This window comes from Elizabethkingia occulta (assembly GCF_002023715.1).
In the GTDB taxonomy this organism is placed as follows: Bacteria; Bacteroidota; Bacteroidia; order Flavobacteriales; family Weeksellaceae; genus Elizabethkingia; species Elizabethkingia occulta.
Map to the genome: position 1 here is coordinate 306,695 of NZ_MAHX01000018.1, position 21,462 is coordinate 328,156.

The following is a 21,462-nucleotide window of genomic DNA, read 5'->3' on the forward strand; positions in this document are numbered from 1 at the left end:
ATTAAAAAACAGCATTGAGACAATGTTAAAAAGATCCACAAACAAAAATCTTAATTCAGCAGCACTTGTAAAGCTTAAAGAAGCAGCTGTACTGAATGAAAAGATGGTGTATGCTATGCTGGAAACTTCAGAAGAAGGGCTAAGCGACAATACGGTAAAAGACCGTGTTAAAATCTATGGTAAAAATGAAATTGCAACACAGAAAGCACCTTCGTGGTTAAAGCAATTTGCCCATTCCTTTTTCAATCCATTCAATTATATATTGGCCTGTATTGCTATCATTTCGTTATTCATCGATGCTATACTAGTCCCTTCCGAAGAGAAAGACTTTAGTACCTGCATTATTATTGCTATTATGCTGCTGTTCAGCACAATTCTTAGATTTATTCAGGAATTCCGCAGTAACAAAGCCGCAGAGGCATTAAAGAAAATGGTAAAAACAAGCTGTCTTACCAAACGAAAATTTAAAGATAGCGAGGAGATAGAGATTGCTGATATTGTTCCGGGGGACATTGTTTTGCTTTCTGCCGGTGATATGGTACCTGCTGACTGCAGGATACTGAAAAGCAAAGATCTTTTCATTAGTGAATCTATCCTCACGGGTGAGGCTCTTCCTGTAGAAAAAAATGCCTTCGCTATACGGGATGCTAAAGAGCAAAACCCACTGAATCTTCAGAATATATGTTTTATGGGGACCAATGTGGTAAGTGGCTCCGCTACTGTGGTGGTTGCGAATACTGGTATCTTCACTTACTTCGGAAGTATCAGCCGGAATCTTGTTTCAAAACGACCTGAAACATCTTTCGATATAGGCGTAAACAAAGTAAGCTTCCTTCTTATCCGGTTTATGCTGATTATGACTCCGGTTATATTCCTGATTAACGGGTTTGTAAAAGATGACTGGATGCAGGCTTTGTTATTTGCCATTGCGGTTGCAGTTGGATTGACTCCGGAAATGCTGCCTATGATTGTTACGGCTAACCTTGCAAAAGGTGCTGTAAACATGAGCAAAAAGAAAGTTATTGTAAAAAGGCTGAATGCCATTCAGAATATAGGTGCAATGGATATCCTATGTACGGATAAAACCGGAACACTTACACTGGATAAAATCGTGCTGGAAACTCACCTCAACGTTCGGGGAATGGACGATGATGAAGTACTAAAATGGGCTTACCTCAACAGTTTCCATCAAACAGGTCTAAAAAATCTTTTGGATCAGGCAGTTCTGGATCATGCCGAAGTACATAATCTAATGAAAGCCGATGAATTATACATGAAAGTGGACGAAATTCCTTTTGATTTTGAAAGAAGAAGAATGTCCGTAGTTCTGAATACTTCTAAAGGCAAGCACCTTATGATTTCTAAGGGCGCTGTAGAGGAAATGCTTTCTCTATGTAAGTATGCCTTAGATCCCGGAGACGACCACAGCCTTCATATTGAGAATGATAATATTGTTCCACTGGATGAAGCTATGAAGCAAAAAATTCTCAAAATGTCTGAGAAATTAAATGCTGAAGGACTTCGTGTATTGCTCGTTGCCATTCGGGAATTTGAAGGAAATCACCCGCTAAACTACTCCGTTGCTGATGAAAACAATCTTATCCTTACCGGATTTATAGGATTCCTGGATCCTGCAAAACCTTCTGCAGAACCTAGTATTAAAGCATTGCATAAATTGGGTGTAGAGGTAAAGGTAATTACCGGAGACAATGATATTGTGGCGAAAAAAATATGCCACGATGTAGGAATTCCTATCAACAATATAATGCTGGGAGAAGAACTGGATCATATCTCGGATGAGGAACTAAGCAAGAATATGGATCTTTATTCAATTTTTGCAAAAGTAAGCCCGTTGCAAAAACAACGTATTGTAAAAGTATTGAAATCGAAAGGGCATACCGTAGGCTTTATGGGAGACGGCATTAATGATGCCGCAGCCATTAAGGAAGCTGATGTAGGTATTTCTGTAGATACCGGGGCCGATATCGCTAAAGAAAGTGCCGATATTATATTATTGGAAAAGGATCTGATGGTCTTGCGTAGCGGTGTTATCTATGGCAGAAGAACTTTTGGAAATATCATCAAATACATAAAGATGACGGCCAGTAGTAATTTTGGTAATATGTTTAGTATGATCGGTGCAAGTGCTTTTTTACCTTTCTTACCTATGCTTCCGTTACAAATACTTACCCAAAATTTGCTCTATGATATCTCTCAGTCATCTATTCCATGGGATACAATGGATAAGGATTTCCTGGAAAAACCTAAAAAATGGGATGCCGGCAGTATCAAGAAATTTATGCTGTATATAGGTCCTTTAAGTTCTATTTTCGACTATATAACTTTTGCTGTCATGTTCTTTATCTTCAAAGCCAATACTCCGGAACATCAAAGTCTTTTTCAGACCGGATGGTTTGTAGAAGGTCTACTATCACAAACACTGATTGTACATATTATCAGAACTAAAAAAATACCTTTTATTCAGAGTTGGGCAGCAGCTCCTGTAGTTGCACTTACAAGTCTGATTATGCTTATTGGGATTTCCATTCCGTTTACTCCTATAGCAGGATATCTAAAAATGCAGCCGCTACCATTATCCTATTTCCCTTACCTTCTGGGGATTCTTACCGGATACTGTATCCTGACTCAGTTTGTGAAACAATGGTTTATCCGGAAATTCCAGCAATGGTTATAAAATAACAGGTACATAGAGCTTTTGAAATTCAGACAGATGTATCTTAATGAGCTATTCTATGTGTCTATGTGGTTTGATAAAAATATCAAAACCTGAGTATATAATTAAATTAACTAAAATTATTTATTTACTTTCCATATTAAGACAGTCCCCTGCAGTTTTCACTACAGGGGATTGTTTTTTTGCTTTTATATCATCTTACCACTAGCCTTATTTCTTTTAACACCAATATGATTTTACTTGGTAAAACCATAAAAACCAAATACATAATAAACATAACAACAAAGACAATGAATAGACTTCATTACCCGTAAGATGAATTCCTATACATAAAACCACTTGTTTCACCTGGAAATATGACCTTTTTCTAATAGTTTTCTAATAGTATTCTAAAGATTCTCTAACGGGGTATTCTAAGTGATGAAAATACCTTTGCAACAGCGAAAAAAACACTATCTTAGTTACATCTGAAGGGATAGTGCTGAAGCTAAAAAAACAAAAAAATTTATCTATTGTTACAAATAACTACTAAATATGAGAAGAACAGTACTAACAATGGCACTTTTAGCGTTCGTTATCTCTTGCAAAGACTCTAAAAGTGAAACTCCTCAGGATCAGGACCTTATCGTTAAAGGCGATAATGTTATCGTTCCGGAAAGCAATCCTGTCTTCAGAAAGATTAAAACCGAAACAGTTTCCGAACAGGAACATAGTGACGGTGTTGTTTCTGCCGGTACAATTCAGGCTATTCCCAATCATTATGCAGAAATTGCAAGTCCTTTTTCGGGAAGGATAACCAAATCTTTTGTCCGTCTTGGCCAAAATGTTTCTGCGGGCAGCCCAATTTTCGAAATTCTTTCATCTGACTATTTCTCGGTTCAGAAAGATTATACAGATGCTGTAAATGATGTACAGCTTGCGGAAAAAAACTACCGGAGACAGCAGGATCTTGTAAAACATGGCGTAGGAATCCAAAAAGAACTTGATGAAGCTGAAACGGACTTCAAAAACAAAAAGACCTCTCTCTCCAATGCTTCTTCTGCACTAAAGGTATACAACAGTAAAGGTGGTGGTCTGGGCAGTCCCCTTATCGTAAGATCTCCTATCAATGGTGAGATTATTTCTAATCAGATCGTTAATGGTCAGTTCCTGAAGGGTGATGCAGATCCTGTCGTTATTATTGCCGAATTATCCAAAGTATGGATTACCGGAGAAGTAAAAGAAAAGGATATCCGCTTTGTGAACACCGGAGATCATGTTTCCGTAAAGGTAGGCGCCTATCCGGACAGAAACATTACCGGAAAAGTGTACCACATTAACGAAATTGTAGACGAGACTACCCGAAGTGTAAAAGTGCTTATTGAATGCGACAATCCGGACAGGAAACTAAAACCGGGAATGTATGCTACTGTCAACTTTTCTACCACACCGGTTAATTCTATTATGATTCCGGTTACGGCACTTATGCAAAAAGACAGTTCCCAGTATGTATGGATAAAAACCGGCAAAAATCAGTTTGCTAAACGTTCGGTTGTCGCAGGAGAAACAGACCAGAAAGTGGTAAGAATTACTTCCGGTTTAAAGCCTGGCGATGTTATTATGACCGAAGGCGGAATCTATATGCTGGACGCAAAATAATCTATAACATCTTTATCATGAGACTATTTTCAGCTTTCACAATTTACTTGTGAATATGTGAATGGTGAATAGTCAAATTCAGATCCTGCAGGATCAGGTTCAAAAATTAAAAACATGAAACAATTACTTACACTCTCTATACAGAAGAGATGGCTGATGCTGGCGCTCTTCCTTTTACTGGGATTCTTCGGATATTACTCCTGGACCAAACTATCTGTAGAAGCCTACCCCGATATTGCTGATGTTACCTCACAGGTTGTAACACAGGTTCCGGGGCTGGCAGCTGAAGAAGTAGAACAACAAATCACAATTCCGTTGGAAAGATCTTTGAATGGGCTTCCGGGAATGCACGTTATGCGTAGCAAGAGTACTTTCGGATTATCCATTATCACAATGGTTTTTGAAGATGGTGTAGACGATTACTGGGCAAGACAACGAATCCAGGAAAGACTGGCCGAAGTCAATCTTCCTTACGGAGCACAACCCGGGTTAGACCCACTCACCTCTCCTATCGGTGAAGTTTACCGCTATATTATCGAAAGTAATAACCACAGTCTGCGTGAACTTACAGACCTGCAAAACTTTGTTATTATTCCACGGATTAAGCAGGTTTCAGGAATTGCCGATGTGACTAACTTTGGAGGGATTACAACTCAGTTTCAGATAGAGCTGGATCCACATAAGCTGGAACAATACGGATTATCTCTTTCCGAAGTTACCGAAACGATTTCCAAAAACAACATAAGTGCCGGCGGAAGTATGCTTCCGCGTGGTGATCTTTCCTATGTCATCCGAGGCATTGGTCTCGTAAAAGATCTGAATGACCTTGGAAAAATTGTTGTAAAAACAGAAAATGGTGTTCCCGTTTTCCTGAACGATGTAGGAACTCTAAAATATGGTAACCTTGAAAGAAAAGGGATACTTGGCTATAGCGACAAAAAACGTAACTATTCCGAAAGTGTAGAAGGTATTGTTCTTTTATTAAGAGGGCAAAATCCTTCTCAGGTACTGGAAGGCGTACATGAGGCCGTTGATGAACTGAATAATGAAACTCTTCCGCCGGGGGTAAGAATACATCCTTTCCTAGACAGAACGGATCTTGTAAAAACTACTCTTAATACTGTATCTCATACTTTAACTGAAGGGATTGTACTCGTTATTATAGTTCTTATTCTATTTCTTGGAAGCTGGAGAGGCGCTTTACTAGTTGCTATCACAATTCCACTCTCGTTATTATTCGCATTTATCTTAATGCACTTTACCAATATCCCGGCTAACCTTCTTTCTCTGGGGGCAATAGATTTCGGTATTATTGTAGACGGAGCCATTGTAATGCTGGAAACAATTCTGAAGAAAAGAGAAGATGATCCGGAAGAAGAACTGGAAGAAAAAAGTATTACCAAAAGAGTAATAGAAGTAGCTAAACCTATTTTCTTTTCTACTATCATTATTATCACTGCTTATCTCCCGTTATTTGCATTTGAGAGAGTCGAGAAAAAGCTCTTCACACCTATGGCCTTTACAGTTGGTTATGCTTTATTCGGGGCACTGGCTGTAGCTCTTCTTCTTATTCCGGGACTGGCATATGTAATTTACAGAAAACCTCAGAAGCTTTATCATAACAAATGGTTGGAGAAAATAAGTACTGCCTACGGAAAGAGAATTGAAAAAATTATGCAGGCGCCTAAAAAGGTTATCTTACCTGTCAGCCTTGTTCTGGCAACTGCAGGTGTATTATCCTATACTGTAGGGAAAGATTTCCTTCCAGAGCTGGACGAAGGTTCCATCTGGCTACAGGTACAATTGCCACCGGGAATTTCCCTGGCAAAAGCAAAAGAAATGAGCGATACCCTACGCGCCAGAACACTGAAACATTCTGAAATCACTTACATGATGGTTCAGGCAGGGCGTAATGATGACGGAACTGACCCGTGGACAGCCTCTCACTTTGAAGTTTCTGTAGGAATAAAACCTTACAAAGAATGGCCTAAAGGAAAAACCAAAGCCGATCTTATTCAGGAGCTGGCGAAAGATTATAAAGATATGCCCGGTTTTACTGTTGGATTCTCCCAACCGATGATTGACGGTGTAATGGATAAAATATCCGGTGCACATAGTGAGCTTGTAGTGAAAGTTTATGGTGATGACTTTAAGGAAACCAGAAGAATTGCTGAAAATGTATTATCAACTCTGGATAAAACTCCTGGTTCTGCTGATTTAGCTATTGATCAGGAACCGCCATTACCACAGCTTCAAATTATTGCTGACCGGGACAAAATTGCTCAGTATGGGCTAAACGTATCGGATGTGGCAGACCTTATCGAAGTGGCACTGGGAGGAAAAGCCATATCACAAATCTTCATTGGCAACAAAGTCTATGATATTTCCTGCCGTTACACGGAAGAAAGCAGAAATACACCTGATAAAATAGGTAACCTGATGCTAACCTCTGCTTCCGGAGCTAAGATTCCGCTATCACAGGTAGCAGAAGTAAAACTGAGTACAGGTGAAAGTACCATTACACGTGAAATGAACAAACGGCATCTAACCGTAAAACTAAATCTAAGGGGCCGTGACCTTTCTTCTTTCCTGAACGAAGCTCAGGCCAAAATAGAAAAAGATATTAAATACGACCACGAAAAATACCACATTAAATGGGGCGGTCAATTTGAAAATCAAAACAGAGCTTACTCCAGATTGGCCTTTATTGTACCATTGGCCCTGGCAATTATGTTCCTGTTATTGTATGGTGCATTCGGCGACTTCAAGCAGGCACTGGTACTGATGTCTATTGTACCACTGGCTTTATTTGGCGGAATGCTCGCTCTTAACATACGCGGAATGTCACTCAATGTATCATCTGCGGTAGGTTTCATTGCCTTGTTTGGTGTTGCCATTCAGAACGGTGTTATTATGATTTCGCATATTAATGATCTCCGAAAGAAAGACCATGAACTGAAAGAATCTGTGATTAAAGGGGCTAGAGATCGTTTCAGACCTGTATTAATGACAGCTACTGTTGCCGTAATAGGTCTATTTCCTGCATCTATGGCTACAGGAATAGGCTCCGATGTACAACGTCCTCTGGCGACGGTAATTGTGTACGGACTAATGTTTTCTACGATTCTTACCCTATTTGTACTACCGGCAATTTACTACATGGCTGAACGTCGATTTGGAAAAAAACAAAATTTGAAAAAAGAGACAGATGAAATGCATGAATAAAAACCTGACGAACTTGGTTATGATAGGCTTTAGCATTCTATCTGACCTATACAACCAGCCGAGAAGCGGCGTATTAAAAAAGAGACAGATGAAATTTAATATTCGTTTTACTATAGTTACGGCAACATTACTCAGCATGGTGAGTATTGTAAAAGCACAGGAAAAAGAGCTTTTAAGCTTTAGTGAATACCTGAATCTTGTCGGAAAGAAAAACCTGAATTATGCTGCGCAGAAATATAATGTAAGCATGGCAGAAGCTTCAATTCAGACAGCCAATATGTTTCCGGATCCACAATTTGATATGGAAGGTTCCAACAACGGAGTTTCCAAAAAGATGGGGTATACCTTTGGCGGATCTTTTGGCTGGACTTTAGAACTAGGTGGAAAAAGAAAAGCCCGCGTAGACCTTGCCAGAAATCAGTCTGAGCTGAGTAAGATATTATTATCAGATTTTTTCAGAAACCTTCGCGCAGATGCCAGCTTAGGTTATATTGAAGCTCTAAGAACCAAAGCTCTCCTGGATGTACAACAGGATTCTTATAAAAACATGCTAAAACTGTCAAAATCCGACAGCATCAGATACCGCCTGGGGACTATATCTTTGGTATCCTCCAAGCAAAGTAAACTGGAAGCCGCTTCTCTTCTCAATGATGTCTATCAGGCCGAAAGTGCAGAGCAACAAGCGATAACAGGACTATCTGTATATCTAAGTGATAACAATCTGACGGGTAGAGATGTTGACGGTGATTTCAATGCCTTCAACAGAGATTTCGTCGTCGAGGACCTTATCACACAGGCACTGAATGACAGAGCAGATTTATTAGCTGCCCGCCAGAATACACAGGTTGCAAAAAGCCAGATTAATCTGGAAAGAGCCAATCGTAAAATAGACCTGGGTCTTTCTGCCGGAGTATCTCATAATACAACAGCAACAAATGAAATAGCCCCCTCTCCTGCTGTAAATGCTGTGAAACTTGGTGTAAGTATTCCGCTAAAGTTCTCCAATAACCGAAATGCAGGACTAAAGATTGCTGAAATGGCACATTCCCAGTCTCAATTGGAATATCAACAGATAGAACAAAGTATTCGTGCAGAAGTAATGCAGGCTTATCAGCAGTATATGGCGACCCAGAAGCAGGTAAAGCAATTCCACAACGGAATGCTTACAGAGGCTAAAAGTATTCTGGAAGGTATTATCTACAGTTACAAAAGAGGCGAAAGCTCTATTCTAGAAGTTCTGAATGCACAAAGAACTTACAATGATGTAAGAAAGGATTACTATCAGGCTCTTGCAGATAATGCTGCAGCCTTAATAGAACTTGAGCGTAAAACCGGTATCTGGGATATCTCTTTTTAAATCATTTTTACTTAATTCTATAGAAATGCTCCTGTTGTTTATTCACAGGAGCATTTTGCTTAAACAACCTTGTCAAGGTTTACAATCAATTATTGTATCAGCACTTAAAATCCAATCTTTAAAAAATTCCAGTTCAGGGTATCTACAATGGTTAGTTGATTGGTTGTTACCGGGAGATCTGCAATAATCTTTAGCGTCTGCATCGCCATCATGGTTCCTACAATTCCGGGTAAAGGTCCCAGAACTCCGTTTTTATCACAATTGGGGACCTCATCCGGATTTGGTGGCTCAGGAAAGAGATTCCGTAGATTTTTACTGCCTTTATAATTGAACACCGCTATCTGTCCTTCGAATCCAAAAATACTCCCGTAAACCAAAGTTTTATCGAGTGCTATGCAGGTATCATTTACCAGATATCGGGTAGTAAAATTATCTGAGCCATCTACAATCAGATCATAATCCTGAAAGATTGACTGTATATTTTCAGGTTCTATTTTTTCATTTATAGTAATAAAGTTAACCGAAGAATTAAAAGCTGAAACAAAAGCCTCTGCACTTTCTGTCTTTAATTTTCCTACATTAGATTCTGTATGAATTACCTGACGGTTCAGATTATGCAGCTCCACGACATCGAAATCTGCAACACCAATAGTACCTACTCCTGCCGCAGCAAGATACTGAATAACCGGACTTCCTAAACCTCCTGCTCCTACAATCAGCACTTTGGCATTTTTTATTTTTCGCTGTCCCGTCACTCCTATCTCTTCAATAAAAATTTGGCGGCTATAACGGTTAAATTCTTCATTGGTTATAGAATCTTCTTTCATATAATAATTGTAATAAATAAAACCACATAGAAACATAGGATTAATTCTATAAAAGAGCTGATGCATAGGAAAATAAATTTTCACACATAAGCTATGTACTCTATGTTAGTATCAAAGATGCCTTTATCAGAGATTAGCAGGCTATATCTCTATGTGGTTAAAAAATCTTTCTTTTGACCTAAAATAAGGTATATAAAACCACATAGAAACATAGGATTAATTCTATGAAAGAGCTGATGCATAGGAAAATAAATTTTCACATATAAGCTATGTACTCTATGTTAGTATCAAAGATACCTTTATCAGAGATTAGCAGGCTATATCTCTATGTGGTTAAAAAATCTTTCTTTTGACCTAAAATAAGGTATATAAAACCACATAGAAACATAGGATTAATTCTATAAAAGAGCTGATGCATAGGAAAATAAATTTTCACACATAAGCTATGAACTCTATGTTAGTATCGAAGATGCCTTTATCAGAGATTGGCAGGCTATATCTCTATGTGGTTAATAAATCTTTTTTGAACTTTTACCGGATCCAATATATTATTCTTTTGTTGCTTTTGTGGTTACGAATTATAGCCACATATATCGAAGATTATAAAACTATGTATCTATGTGGTTAAAAAATTAGAACGCAAATTCACGATTCAACATAAACTTCGCTCTTTTGTTACTTTTGCGGTTTAATTTATTTATGATGCAAATATTTCGTACTTCTAAATTCTAACTTCGTATTTTAAAAAACTTTATCCCAATCCTTCATTACAGGATCATAACCCGCATTACTGATAATTCTTTTCACTTCATCCATACTTCTTTCATCGCTTGTTTCAAACTGCTCCAGAGATTGTGGATCTACAGCATAACCACCCGGATTAGTCTTAGAAGCAGCACTCATAGTGGTAACTCCCAATGAGATTACATTATTTCTGAAGTTTTCATTTTCTCTTGTAGAAACTGAAATTTCTAAATCTTCGTTCCATATCCGGTAAGCACAGATTAGCTGTAACAAATCCCTGTCACTCATAATAAAATTAGGCTCTATAATTCCTTCAGCAGGCCTCAATCTGGGAAAAGAAACCGAAAATCGTGTCTGCCAGTATTGCTTCTGTAGATAGTCTATATGCAAAGCATTAAAGAAACTATCTACCCGCCAGTCTTCCAGCCCTAGTAAAACACCCAGTCCTATTTTATGTAACTCGGCCTGCCCTATCCTGTCAGGTGTATCCAACCTGAAATCAAAATTGGATTTCTTTCCTTTAGGATGATATTCTTTATAAACAACCTCATGATAAGTTTCCTGATATACGAGTACAGAATTTACACCAGCATCGTGTAATGCCTGATATTCTTCCAGTGATAATGGCTGAACTTCGATGGAGATATTTGCAAAATACGGACGGAGTAGCTTTATAGCATTTAGAAAATACTCTATTCCTACCGTTTTATTGGCTTCACCACTTACCAATAAAACATGGTTTACCCCCATTGTTTTCAGTGCCATAGCCTCTATTATAATTTCTGTATTGGATAATGTTTTACGCTTAATTTTATTATCCAGGCTAAAACCACAATAGGTACAGATATTCTGACATTCATTACTCAGGTAAAGTGGGGCATACATTTGTATGACTTTACCAAATCTCTTTTGGGTAAGATTTTTTGTTATTTGTGCCATTTTCTCCAAATAAGGTGCGGCCGCAGGAGAAAGCAATACCAGAAAATCTTCAATCGTTCTTTTTCTCTTATTCAATACACTTTCTACCTGCTGCTCCGTAGTTGTATAAATTTTGTCTTTTATCCAATCCCAGTCATATTGCAGAAAAGTTTTTTTAAATGTTTTCATGTATTCGTTTTTTATAATTCAGTTAATAACTACAACAGTACAATTTTATAAAACCACATAGGCACATAGAAAGAGGCATCTAAAATGAAGTTTAATATAGGAAAGTAAACTTTCACACATACACTATGTTAGTATCAGAGATACCTCTATCCGCGTCTTAAAAACTATGTCTCTATGTGGTAAAAAATTGTTTTCTAAACCCTTTGTCGTTTTTCACGCCGTAGAATTCTGATTTATCATATAATAAGTCAAAAGCCATTCCTATAAAAATGAGGTTAGCGGACTGGATGCTACTGCTCCGGAGTGTATATCTCCCAGTTGAGCTTCGAAACCTCTTCTACCAGCTATAACAGCTTCTTTGAATGCTATTGCCATTTCTACGGGATCGCCGGCAACAGCAATTGCTGTGTTTACCAAAACAGCATCTGCTCCCATTTCCATTGCTTTTGCAGCATCCGAAGGTGCTCCTATACCAGCATCCACTACTACAGGCACTTTACTTTGTTCGATAATGATTTCCAGAAAATCCAACGTTCGCAAGCCTTTATTACTACCTATTGGTGCACCTAAGGGCATTACTACAGCTGTTCCTGCATCTTCCAGCCTTTTACATAATACCGGATCAGCGTGTATATAAGGCATTATGATAAAACCTAATTTAGCAAGCTGTTCTGTAGCTTTCAGTGTTTCTATAGGATCAGGCAACAGATATCGGGGATCGGGATGTATCTCCAGCTTCAGCCAGTTTGTTTCCAGCGCTTCTCTTGCCAGTTGTGCTGCCAATACAGCTTCCTGTGCATTTCTGGCTCCGGAAGTATTGGGTAAAAGATGAACATTTGGCAATTGTAAAGCAGTTAATAAATCATCGGAATCCGACTGATGATCTATACGCTTTAGTGCCATCGTTACCAATTCGGATCCGGAAGCCTTTACAGCTTCTGTCATTTGGGACATACTCCCAAACTTTCCTGTTCCCAGAAATAATCTGGAAGTATAAATTCTGTCTGCTATTTGTAAGTTACTCATTGAATATTGCTTTAATGGTTGAAATTAGTTCAGGGTTCTTAGCAATCAGTCCGGATACAGCTACGCCATACAAACCTATATCCTGCAATAGCTTAATGTCTTCCAGCTGAATACCGCCAATAGCAAATACTGGCGGCAATGCGATTTGTTGATCCTGAAAATGCTTAAAAATATTTTTATAGCCTTCAGCTCCCAAAACCGGACTAAGCTTCTCTTTTGTAGAAGTGAAACGAAAAGGACCTAAACCAATATAATCGCATTTCTCATCGATACGCTGTTGTAAATCCTGAATTGTATTGGCAGTCCCGCCAATGATTTTATTATTTCCTAGAATGCTTCTGGCCTCTGCTACCGGAGTATCAGTCAGACCGAGATGTACACCATCTGCATCGGTTTCTTTAGCTAATGTAACATGATCGTTTAGAATATATTTAGCTCCAAAATCACTACAGTAGTTCCTTATTTTAATACATAGCTTTTCTAAAGATCTATCATCAGTATCTTTCCAGCGTACCTGAATCCAGTCAGCTCCGTTTAGTAAAGCTTTCAGAATATTCTTCTCCTGGTCTTCTGCATTAGCTCCCTGTGATATATATTGCAGTCTGCTCAGCATAAATTCTATATTTGAATTAAAGATTGTTTTTACATTTTAAAAAACTTTGAACCGGGTGTAGACTTTGCCAGATATTCCCTAGCATAGCCACACCATCTGCTCCTGATTTTAATACTATCTCTATATTATCTTCATCTATTCCTCCCAGTCCTATTAGCTGAACATTTTTATTAGTTCTTTGTTTCAGATTATCCAGAATATTGTCCTCTGCTCCATAGCCTTGCTTGGAGATACTTGGAAATACAGGTGATAAGAAAGCATAGGTCCATTCCGTACCCAATGCATTAAATTCTTCAATAGAATGAGTGGAAGTAGACAAAATATATTTGCTCTGAAAGTTTGAATACTCTCTGTTTAATCTGCTTTCTTCCCTGAAATGTAACCTTAAAAGACCAAATTCTTCCGCCAGATTGTAATGGGAATGCAAAACCAGTCGATGTCTGTAATCTTCATCAACCTGGCTAATGTAATCGCGCATGGCAACATCAGACAGCCAATACTTCCGGATATGGAAATAACTTAGTCCATTGGCAAAAAGTTCATTGATCCAGTAGGCTTCCTTTTCTGCCTCTTGTTCCGGAGAGAAAACAATGATCATAAATAGATTTCTTTACCTGATTCGATAAATTCTTTCGACTTTTCATTCATCCCCTGCTCAGCAGCATCCCGAATCTCCTGAGTAATTTTCATTGAACAGAATTTAGGGCCGCACATCGAGCAGAAATGGGCTACTTTCGCACCATCTGCAGGTAAAGTTTCATCGTGGAATTCTCTTGCAGTGTCCGGATCCAGAGACAGGTTGAACTGATCTTCCCAACGGAATTCGAATCTGGCTTTACTCAGTGCATTATCCCGATATTGTGCTCCCGGATGTCCTTTTGCAAGATCTGCAGCATGAGCCGCAAGTTTGTAGGTAATCACACCGTCTTTTACATCTTTCTTGTTTGGTAAACCTAAATGCTCCTTTGGTGTAACATAACACAACATTGCACAGCCATACCAGCCAATCATGGCAGCACCTATCGCAGAAGTAATATGATCATAACCCGGTGCTATATCTGTTGTTAATGGTCCTAGTGTATAGAAAGGCGCTTCATCACATTCTTCAAGCTGCTTCTCCATATTTTCTTTAATCATATGCATTGGTACATGCCCAGGTCCCTCTATCATTACCTGTACATTGTGTTTCCAGGCAATCTTGGTAAGCTCACCCAAAGTTTCCAACTCCGCAAATTGTGCTGTATCATTGGCATCGGCAATAGAACCCGGTCGCAATCCGTCGCCCAAAGAAAAAGCAACATCATAACGCTTCATAATTTCGCAAATCTCTTCGAAATGCGTGTATAGAAAATTTTCCTGATGATGGAACAGACACCATTTAGCCATAATAGATCCGCCACGGGAAACAATTCCCGTAACACGACTGGCTGTAAGATGGATATAACGCAACAATACACCTGCATGAATTGTAAAATATGAGACACCCTGCTCTGCTTGTTCTATAAGCGTATCTCTGAAAATTTCCCATGTAAGATTTTCTGCAACACCTTTTACTTTTTCCAGTGCCTGATAAATAGGAACGGTACCAATAGGAACCGGAGAATTTCGGATAATCCATTCCCGTGTTTCGTGGATATTTTTTCCGGTAGATAAATCCATAATCGTATCTGCTCCCCAGCGGCAAGCCCATACTGCTTTTTCTACTTCCTCTTCAATATTAGAAGTAACAGCACTGTTACCGATATTGGCATTTATTTTTACCAGGAAATTACGCCCAATAATCATAGGCTCGCTTTCAGGATGGTTTATATTATTCGGGATAATTGCTCTTCCGGCAGCAATCTCGCTGCGTACAAATTCCGGCGTAATTTTTCCTTTGGGAGTATTGGCACCAAAGCTGTCACCACGATGCTGTGCAGCCATTCCTTTGGTAGAGGTTTCTAACTGCTCAATTTTCTGATTTTCGCGTATAGCTACATATTCCATTTCAGGGGTGATAATGCCTTTCTTTGCATAGTACAACTGACTTACATTCATTCCTTCTTTGGCTACCATTGGCTTGTGACTGTACTCAAATCTCAAATCATCCAACTTAGTATCTGCAAGTCTTTTCTTTCCATATTCAGACGTTATACCCTCCAGTACTTTTACATCCTCTCTGTCCAAAATCCATTGTTCACGGATTCTGGGTAATCCTTTACGAACATCTATAACTGCCTGATCATCGGTATAAGGTCCTGAAGTATCATATACCGTAACCGGCGGGTTGACTTCTATACCTCCCGAACTAAGTTTGGTCGGGCTTAGTGAAATTTCACGCATTGCCACTTTAATCGGGAAAAGTTGACCATCAATGTATACTTTTTTAGAATTAGGCAACGATGCCTGTGTGATTGTCTTCATTTTTCTGTCTTTTATTATTTACTTAGTATTAACCTCCTTGCGTTGCGGTGATAATAAGAACAGAATCTTTATCCCGAAGAATAGTATTCTCCCAGTCGGTTTTGGGAATAACCTGATTGTTTACAGCTACAGCAATACCTTTGGACTTGCCGCGGGCTTCCAAATGTATTAGCGCTTCCAATGTGGAAGGTAGATGCTCGTAATTTCTTTTCTCGTGATTAATTGTTAGTTCCATTCCTGATAATTTTTAGATATAAAACTTCAGGAATGGCCACAAAAGTGCAGAAAGCACCAATGAAGACATTTCACTTTTCCCTACGCCAGTATAACCCGGATCAGGTTCAAAGGGTAAAATCTCAGCCCGCATACTTGCAGACACCCCTAAAGTCGTTTACAAAGATAGAAAAAAACCGACAGGTTGTTTATGATCTCTGAAATTCTTTATTCAGATAGTCATTAATTACTCCCCACTATTATTTTAGAAATAGAAAATTTCATGTAAATTTGGAGTTATTTATTACATAATGAAGAAGTTTATATTTCCTTTATTAGTTTTCGGGACACTAACATTTGCCCAGAAAAAGTATGTGATGGTGATCCACGGAGGTGCCGGAACAATAACCAAAGCCAACCTTTCTCCTGAAAAAGAAAAAGAATACCGCGAAAAACTTACAGAAGCCTTACAAAAGGGATATGCCGAAATCAAAAACGGTAAATCTTCTTTAGATGCAGTATCTGCTGCTATTATGGTTATGGAGGATTCTCCTTTGTTTAATGCCGGGAAAGGTGCTGTCTTTACTAATGAAGGAAGAAATGAACTCGATGCATCCATTATGAATGGGAAAGATCAGAAAGCTGGTGCTGTTGCTGGTGTTACCACTATAAAAAATCCAATTCTGGCAGCAAGAGCTGTTATGGATAAATCGGAGCATGTCATGATGGCTGGCCCCGGAGCAGAGAAATTTGCAAAAGAACAGAAACTGGAAATTGTAGATCCTAAATATTTCTGGACTGAAAAAGCATGGAACAGCCTGCAAAAAGCGAAAGCCATGGAATCTTCTAAAAAGACCAGCCAGAATAATAAAGAAAACTATCCTGACTATTTCATCATCGATCATAAATTTGGTACTGTTGGTGCCGTAGCACTGGATAAAAACGGAAATATTGCTGCTGGGACATCTACAGGTGGTATGACCAATAAAAAGTATGGCCGAATTGGTGACTCGCCTATTATTGGTGCAGGTACTTATGCCAATGAGCAGGTCGGAATTTCCGGAACAGGATGGGGAGAATTCTTTATCCGTACAGTAGCTTCAAAAACAGCTGCAGACCGTATGAAATATCTCCATAAACCTGTTACTGAAGCAACACAGGAAAGTATTGATGAAATTGGTAAACTGGGCGGAAACGGAGGTCTTATTGCACTGGATAAAGAAGGAAATGTAGCAATGCCATTCAATACCGAAGGGATGTACCGCGGAACAGTTACCGATAAAGGCGAAGTAGAGGTATATATCTACAAGTAGAAAGCCATATAGAAAAATAAAAATAATTAAATATAAGGTTACATAGGAAAAACAAATTTTTCACACAGAGGCAAATATTATAACTTTTAATAGCGATGTTCTGTCCAGGCAGACTATACAATACTTTTCAAAGTTAAACCTATGTATCTATGTGGCTAAAAATGAGATCTGATCTCTGAAACAAGTTCTGAAAAGAAAACTAACAAGAAAAAATTAAAATGCTAAAAGCTATAAATGTTACCAAAACCTATAATGCAGGAAAAAAGGTAGCACTCAACAACTTCAGTATCGAGGTTCCAACAGGAAGTATTTACGGTCTTCTGGGGCCTAACGGTGCCGGAAAAACATCATTTATCCGTATTATTAACCAAATCACGCAACCGGATAGCGGAGAAATTTTTATAGATGGGCAAAAATTAAGTCCTGAACATATTCAAAAGATTGGTTACATGCCGGAAGAGCGAGGGTTATACAAAAACATGACCATTGGCGATCAGCTTACTTATTTCGGGGAACTGAAAGGCATGTCCAAGCACGATGCCATTACACAAGCTAAATACTGGTTCGAGCAACTGAACATAGACCAGTGGTGGAAGAAAAAGTTGTCTGAGCTTTCAAAAGGAATGGCACAGAAAATACAATTTGTTGTAACTGTGCTGCACCAACCTAAACTGTTAATTCTGGATGAACCTTTTTCTGGATTTGACCCTGTAAATGCAAACCTGATTAAAGATAAAATTTTGCAATTGAAAGAGCAGGGAACAACAATTATTTTGTCTACACACCGTATGGAATCTGTAGAGGAAATGTGTGATTATGTTGCCCTGATTAACCAGTCGAACAAAATACTGGACGGAAAGGTATTTGATGTCCGCGAGCAGTTTAAACAAAACCTGTTCAATGTAGTGCTTACCGATATAGAGTCTGAAAATTTTGAAGGTTTTAAAGCAAGATATACACCGGATAATATTATTCAGGAAAACGGACTGATAAGCTTCCAGATTCGTAATGAAAGTAATACTAATGCGCTGCTTGAAGAGCTATTGAAAACGGGTAAAGTAAGAGTTTTTGAAGAGAAAATCCCTAGTATGAATGAGGTATTCATTAATGCTGTAAAGTAAATTTCTAATCTTAAACCCAACAAAGTGGTTTCGCAGAACCAAATTTCATCCCAACAACTGAACTTATGAAAAATATTATACTTATTACCAAAAGAGAATATCTTACACAGGTAAAGAAAAAATCTTTTGTTGTACTTACCCTTATGGCTCCTCTCCTGCTTTTATTGTTCGGTGCTGTAATTACTTATATGTTCAAAGCGAACAAAACTCATTACAACATTGCAGTAGCTGATAACAGCCAGAGTTTTTCTAAAATGAAAAATACTGGTGATATTACTTTTCAGTATGTATCTGAAAAAAGCGCTGAAACTATAAAAAAAACTTTAACGGAAACAGAAGCTATAGACGGACTTTTAGTAATTCCGAAGCTGGAAGACAATGATTACAGCAAACTGGAAACGCAAACCAGGCTGTATACAAATAAACAGATAGGATTCGATTCCCGTAAAGAAATTTCTTCATCTATTTCCGATGAAATCAGAAAGCTTAAAATACAACAACTGGGTATAAAGGAATCGCAAATCCTGAATCTGAATCAGAATTTCACACTGAATACAGAGAACCTAAAGGAGAAAAAGCAAGATGACGATGCTTTTCTTTTCGGGGTAAAGTCTGCATTAGCGGGTATCCTGATGTATGCTACATTTATGTTCATCATTATGTATGGTGTACGGGTAATGCGTAGTGTACTGGAAGAAAAAAATAACCGTGTTGTAGAAATTATTATTTCATCTGTAAAGCCTTTTGAACTGATGATGGGTAAAATTCTGGGGGTAACCCTGGTAGCCCTTACACAGTTTATTATATGGATCGCTATGACGGTAAGTGCTGCCGTATTTTTCAATCAAAAGTACTCGGTTGCAGCAGCCGGCCCAATGGATAAGCTAGGAAATATCCAGGAGATCTTTACTATGGTATCACACAGCCTGCTAGGTATGGATTATATAACTATTATTGGTGTATTTATTTTCTATTTCCTTTTAGGATACATCTTCTACAGCTCTATTTATGCTGCTGTAGGTTCTGCAGTAGACAATGAAACAGAAACCCAGCAATTCACATTATTTGCGATTTTACCGCTAATGCTGAGCCTTTATGGTAGCTTTAGCATCATGAATAACCCTGAAGGTCCTTTGGCTTTCTGGCTGTCTATAATTCCATTGACATCACCAGTTGCTATGATTGCCAGAATACCATTTGGTGTACCTATGTGGCAATTATTACTTTCCATGGCATTACTTGCCGCATCAGCTCTATTTATGATCTTTGTAGCAGGGAAAATCTACCGTGTTGGTATTCTGATGTATGGCAACAAAGCTTCGGTAAAAGAGCTTTGGAAATGGATCAGAAGCTAGTCTAATTACGAAATTAGAAGTACGGAGCTAGAAATATTGAAATTCAACAGATAAATCTGTAAAATAAAAAATCCCGGTAACCCGGGATTTTTTTTATGTCTTAATGTTATTTGTCTTATTTGAAGATATAGCTCACTCCAACGCTAGCTACTTGTTCAGATTTGCTCTTAGAGCTTAGTTCATTTACTAAACCTTTGTAAGTATTTGTAAGTCCTAAATCATACTTAATTGTGAATTCCCACTCTCTTTTAAGGCTATAACCTAATCCTAATCCGATTCCAAAGTTAAAGCTTGCCGCTTTACCATTAAAGTTGCTAGCCCCACTATAATCAGGATCATAGTAAGGTTTGTCAGATGGAACATTTTTAACATTCTGGTTTACCAGAAAGTTAAATCTTGGACCCGCCATTGCAAAAAACTCAGATGGTGCTTCAGAGAAATAAGCTTTGAAGTATACCGGAACACTGATATAGTTATTTGCATATACTGCATTGTAACCATTAGCATTACGATCTCCGTTCTTAAAATCGCTATCCTTGCCTGTTTCACCGGCACCATAGAATAACACCTCTGGCTGTAAGAAAAACTGATTAGCAGTTCCTATCGGGATTAAAGCTAATCCACCTGCCTGGAAAGTATATCTTGCTCCTGATGGCCTGTGTGCATTGCTCACTCCTGAACGGTTAAGTCCAGCGGTAACCCCAAATCTTGTATTATTGAAGTCAATCTGAGCAAACGAAAGTGTAGATATTGCTAATGCAGAAGTAAAAAGTAATTTTTTCATAAAATTCTGTTTTTTTAATTTTATGAGGCAAATATAATGAAAACTTTCACTACATAAGCTTTTTGACTGTCACATTTGTACTACACTACCTATAGGGCATAAAAAAATCCCGAAAATTCGGGATTTTATTTATGTTTTTAGCAAACAATTATTTGTTTAAAACTTTTGCTACGGTAATACCGATATCAGCAGGAGAAGCTACTACGTTGATTCCACATTCTGCCATAATCTTCATTTTAGCCTGAGCCGTATCATCATCACCACCTACGATAGCACCTGCGTGCCCCATAGTTCTTCCTTTAGGAGCTGTCTGACCTGCGATGAAACCTACAACTGGCTTAGTAGAACCAGAAGCTTTGTACCATTTAGCAGCATCACCTTCTAACTGACCACCGATCTCACCGATCATAACTACAGCATCGGTTTCAGGGTCATTTATGAATAATTCTAAAGCTTCTTTAGTAGTAGTACCAATGATTGGGTCACCACCAATACCGATAGCTGTAGAAACTCCGAATCCAGCTCTTACAACCTGATCAGCTGCTTCATATGTTAAAGTACCTGACTTAGATACGATACCTACTCTACCTTTCTTGAAAACGAAACCTGGCATAATACCAATTTTAGCCTCGTCAGAAGTAATGATACCAGGGCAGTTTGGACCGATTAAACGACAATCTTTATCCTGGATATAGTCCTTAACTTTTACCATGTCAGCTACAGGAATACCTTCAGTAATACAAACGATTACTTTGATACCTGCATCGGCAGCTTCCATTACTGCATCAGCAGCAAATGCCGGTGGTACGAAGATAATACTTACGTTAGCTCCTGCTTTTTCTACAGCTTCTGCAACAGTGTTGAATACAGGCTTCCCTAAGTGCTCAGAACCACCTTTTCCCGGAGTTACACCACCTACTACATTTGTTCCGTATTCTATCATTTGACCTGCATGGAAAGTACCTTCATTACCGGTAAATCCTTGTACGATTACTTTCGAATCTTTGTTTACTAATACTGACATTGTTGATTTTTTGTAAA

The 21,462-nt window shown here is 38.4% G+C and carries 16 protein-coding genes and 1 riboswitch; of the genes, 7 read left to right on the plus strand and 9 right to left on the minus strand.

Annotated features, from left to right (window positions below; translation table 11 throughout):
- Nucleotides 1-22 precede the first annotated feature (22 nt).
- The 4 genes from mgtA to BAZ10_RS15475 all read left to right on the plus strand — a co-directional run bounded on the left by mgtA (nt 23) and on the right by BAZ10_RS15475 (nt 8,915).
- Nucleotides 23-2,695 carry a magnesium-translocating P-type ATPase gene (gene mgtA, locus BAZ10_RS15460; RefSeq protein ID WP_078772790.1) on the plus strand — a complete coding sequence of 891 codons (2,673 nt, stop codon included), beginning with the start codon at nt 23-25 and terminating at the stop codon, nt 2,693-2,695.
- Nucleotides 2,696-3,229: 534 nt separating this feature from the next.
- Entirely contained in the window at nt 3,230-4,333 is a 1,104-nt protein-coding gene (locus BAZ10_RS15465; protein ID WP_078772791.1) for an efflux RND transporter periplasmic adaptor subunit, read from the plus strand.
- Between the two features lie 114 nt (nt 4,334-4,447).
- A complete protein-coding gene (locus tag BAZ10_RS15470) occupies nt 4,448-7,558 on the plus strand; it encodes an efflux RND transporter permease subunit (protein ID WP_078772792.1) in 3,111 nt (1,036 codons plus the stop codon).
- Nucleotides 7,559-7,646: 88 nt separating this feature from the next.
- The gene (locus tag BAZ10_RS15475) at nt 7,647-8,915 is read left to right on the plus strand and encodes a TolC family protein (RefSeq protein ID WP_245803836.1); all 1,269 of its coding nucleotides are present in this window, start codon (nt 7,647-7,649) and stop codon (nt 8,913-8,915) included.
- A 104-nt stretch (nt 8,916-9,019) separates the two neighbouring features.
- Here BAZ10_RS15475 and BAZ10_RS15480 read toward each other — a convergent pair whose 3' ends face one another.
- The 7 genes from BAZ10_RS15480 to thiS form a co-directional block, all read right to left on the minus strand.
- Entirely contained in the window at nt 9,020-9,742 is a 723-nt protein-coding gene (locus BAZ10_RS15480) for a HesA/MoeB/ThiF family protein (protein WP_078772852.1), read from the minus strand.
- A 741-nt stretch (nt 9,743-10,483) separates the two neighbouring features.
- Nucleotides 10,484-11,593 (minus strand): 2-iminoacetate synthase ThiH, encoded by a 1,110-nt coding sequence (gene thiH / locus BAZ10_RS15485; protein WP_078772794.1) that lies wholly within the window; start codon nt 11,591-11,593, stop codon nt 10,484-10,486.
- Between the two features lie 261 nt (nt 11,594-11,854).
- Nucleotides 11,855-12,619, minus strand: coding sequence for a thiazole synthase (locus BAZ10_RS15490; RefSeq protein WP_078772795.1), 765 nt, complete (start codon nt 12,617-12,619; stop codon nt 11,855-11,857).
- Nucleotides 12,612-13,232 carry a thiamine phosphate synthase gene (locus BAZ10_RS15495; RefSeq protein ID WP_078772796.1) on the minus strand — a complete coding sequence of 207 codons (621 nt, stop codon included), beginning with the start codon at nt 13,230-13,232 and terminating at the stop codon, nt 12,612-12,614. Before BAZ10_RS15495 ends, BAZ10_RS15490 begins: the two co-directional genes overlap by 8 nt.
- Before the next feature lie 16 nt (nt 13,233-13,248).
- On the minus strand, nt 13,249-13,830 hold the full coding sequence (locus BAZ10_RS15500; RefSeq protein WP_078772797.1) for a thiamine phosphate synthase: 582 nt from the start codon (nt 13,828-13,830) through the stop codon (nt 13,249-13,251).
- Nucleotides 13,827-15,635: a phosphomethylpyrimidine synthase ThiC gene (gene thiC, locus BAZ10_RS15505; RefSeq protein ID WP_078772798.1), complete on the minus strand. Its 1,809-nt coding sequence runs from the start codon at nt 15,633-15,635 to the stop codon at nt 13,827-13,829. Before thiC ends, BAZ10_RS15500 begins: the two co-directional genes overlap by 4 nt.
- A gap of 28 nt (nt 15,636-15,663) precedes the next feature.
- Nucleotides 15,664-15,870, minus strand: a complete 207-nt coding sequence (thiS, locus tag BAZ10_RS15510) for a sulfur carrier protein ThiS (RefSeq protein ID WP_078772799.1) — start codon at nt 15,868-15,870, stop codon at nt 15,664-15,666.
- A 60-nt stretch (nt 15,871-15,930) separates the two neighbouring features.
- Nucleotides 15,931-16,028, minus strand: a riboswitch (TPP riboswitch).
- A gap of 131 nt (nt 16,029-16,159) precedes the next feature.
- On the opposite strand from thiS, the gene BAZ10_RS15515 reads away from it, so the two are divergent.
- The 3 genes from BAZ10_RS15515 to BAZ10_RS15525 all read left to right on the plus strand — a co-directional run bounded on the left by BAZ10_RS15515 (nt 16,160) and on the right by BAZ10_RS15525 (nt 19,637).
- Complete coding sequence (locus BAZ10_RS15515; protein WP_078402381.1) at nt 16,160-17,161, plus strand: isoaspartyl peptidase/L-asparaginase family protein; 1,002 nt, start codon at nt 16,160-16,162, stop codon at nt 17,159-17,161.
- Nucleotides 17,162-17,379: 218 nt separating this feature from the next.
- On the plus strand, nt 17,380-18,282 hold the full coding sequence (locus BAZ10_RS15520; RefSeq protein ID WP_078772800.1) for an ABC transporter ATP-binding protein: 903 nt from the start codon (nt 17,380-17,382) through the stop codon (nt 18,280-18,282).
- Nucleotides 18,283-18,347: 65 nt separating this feature from the next.
- Nucleotides 18,348-19,637, plus strand: coding sequence for an ABC transporter permease (locus tag BAZ10_RS15525; RefSeq protein WP_078772801.1), 1,290 nt, complete (start codon nt 18,348-18,350; stop codon nt 19,635-19,637).
- 115 nt (nt 19,638-19,752) lie between these two features.
- Here BAZ10_RS15525 and BAZ10_RS15530 read toward each other — a convergent pair whose 3' ends face one another.
- Entirely contained in the window at nt 19,753-20,421 is a 669-nt protein-coding gene (locus tag BAZ10_RS15530) for a porin family protein (protein WP_078772802.1), read from the minus strand.
- A gap of 148 nt (nt 20,422-20,569) precedes the next feature.
- Complete coding sequence (sucD, locus tag BAZ10_RS15535; RefSeq protein ID WP_078772803.1) at nt 20,570-21,445, minus strand: succinate--CoA ligase subunit alpha; 876 nt, start codon at nt 21,443-21,445, stop codon at nt 20,570-20,572.
- Nucleotides 21,446-21,462 lie beyond the last annotated feature (17 nt).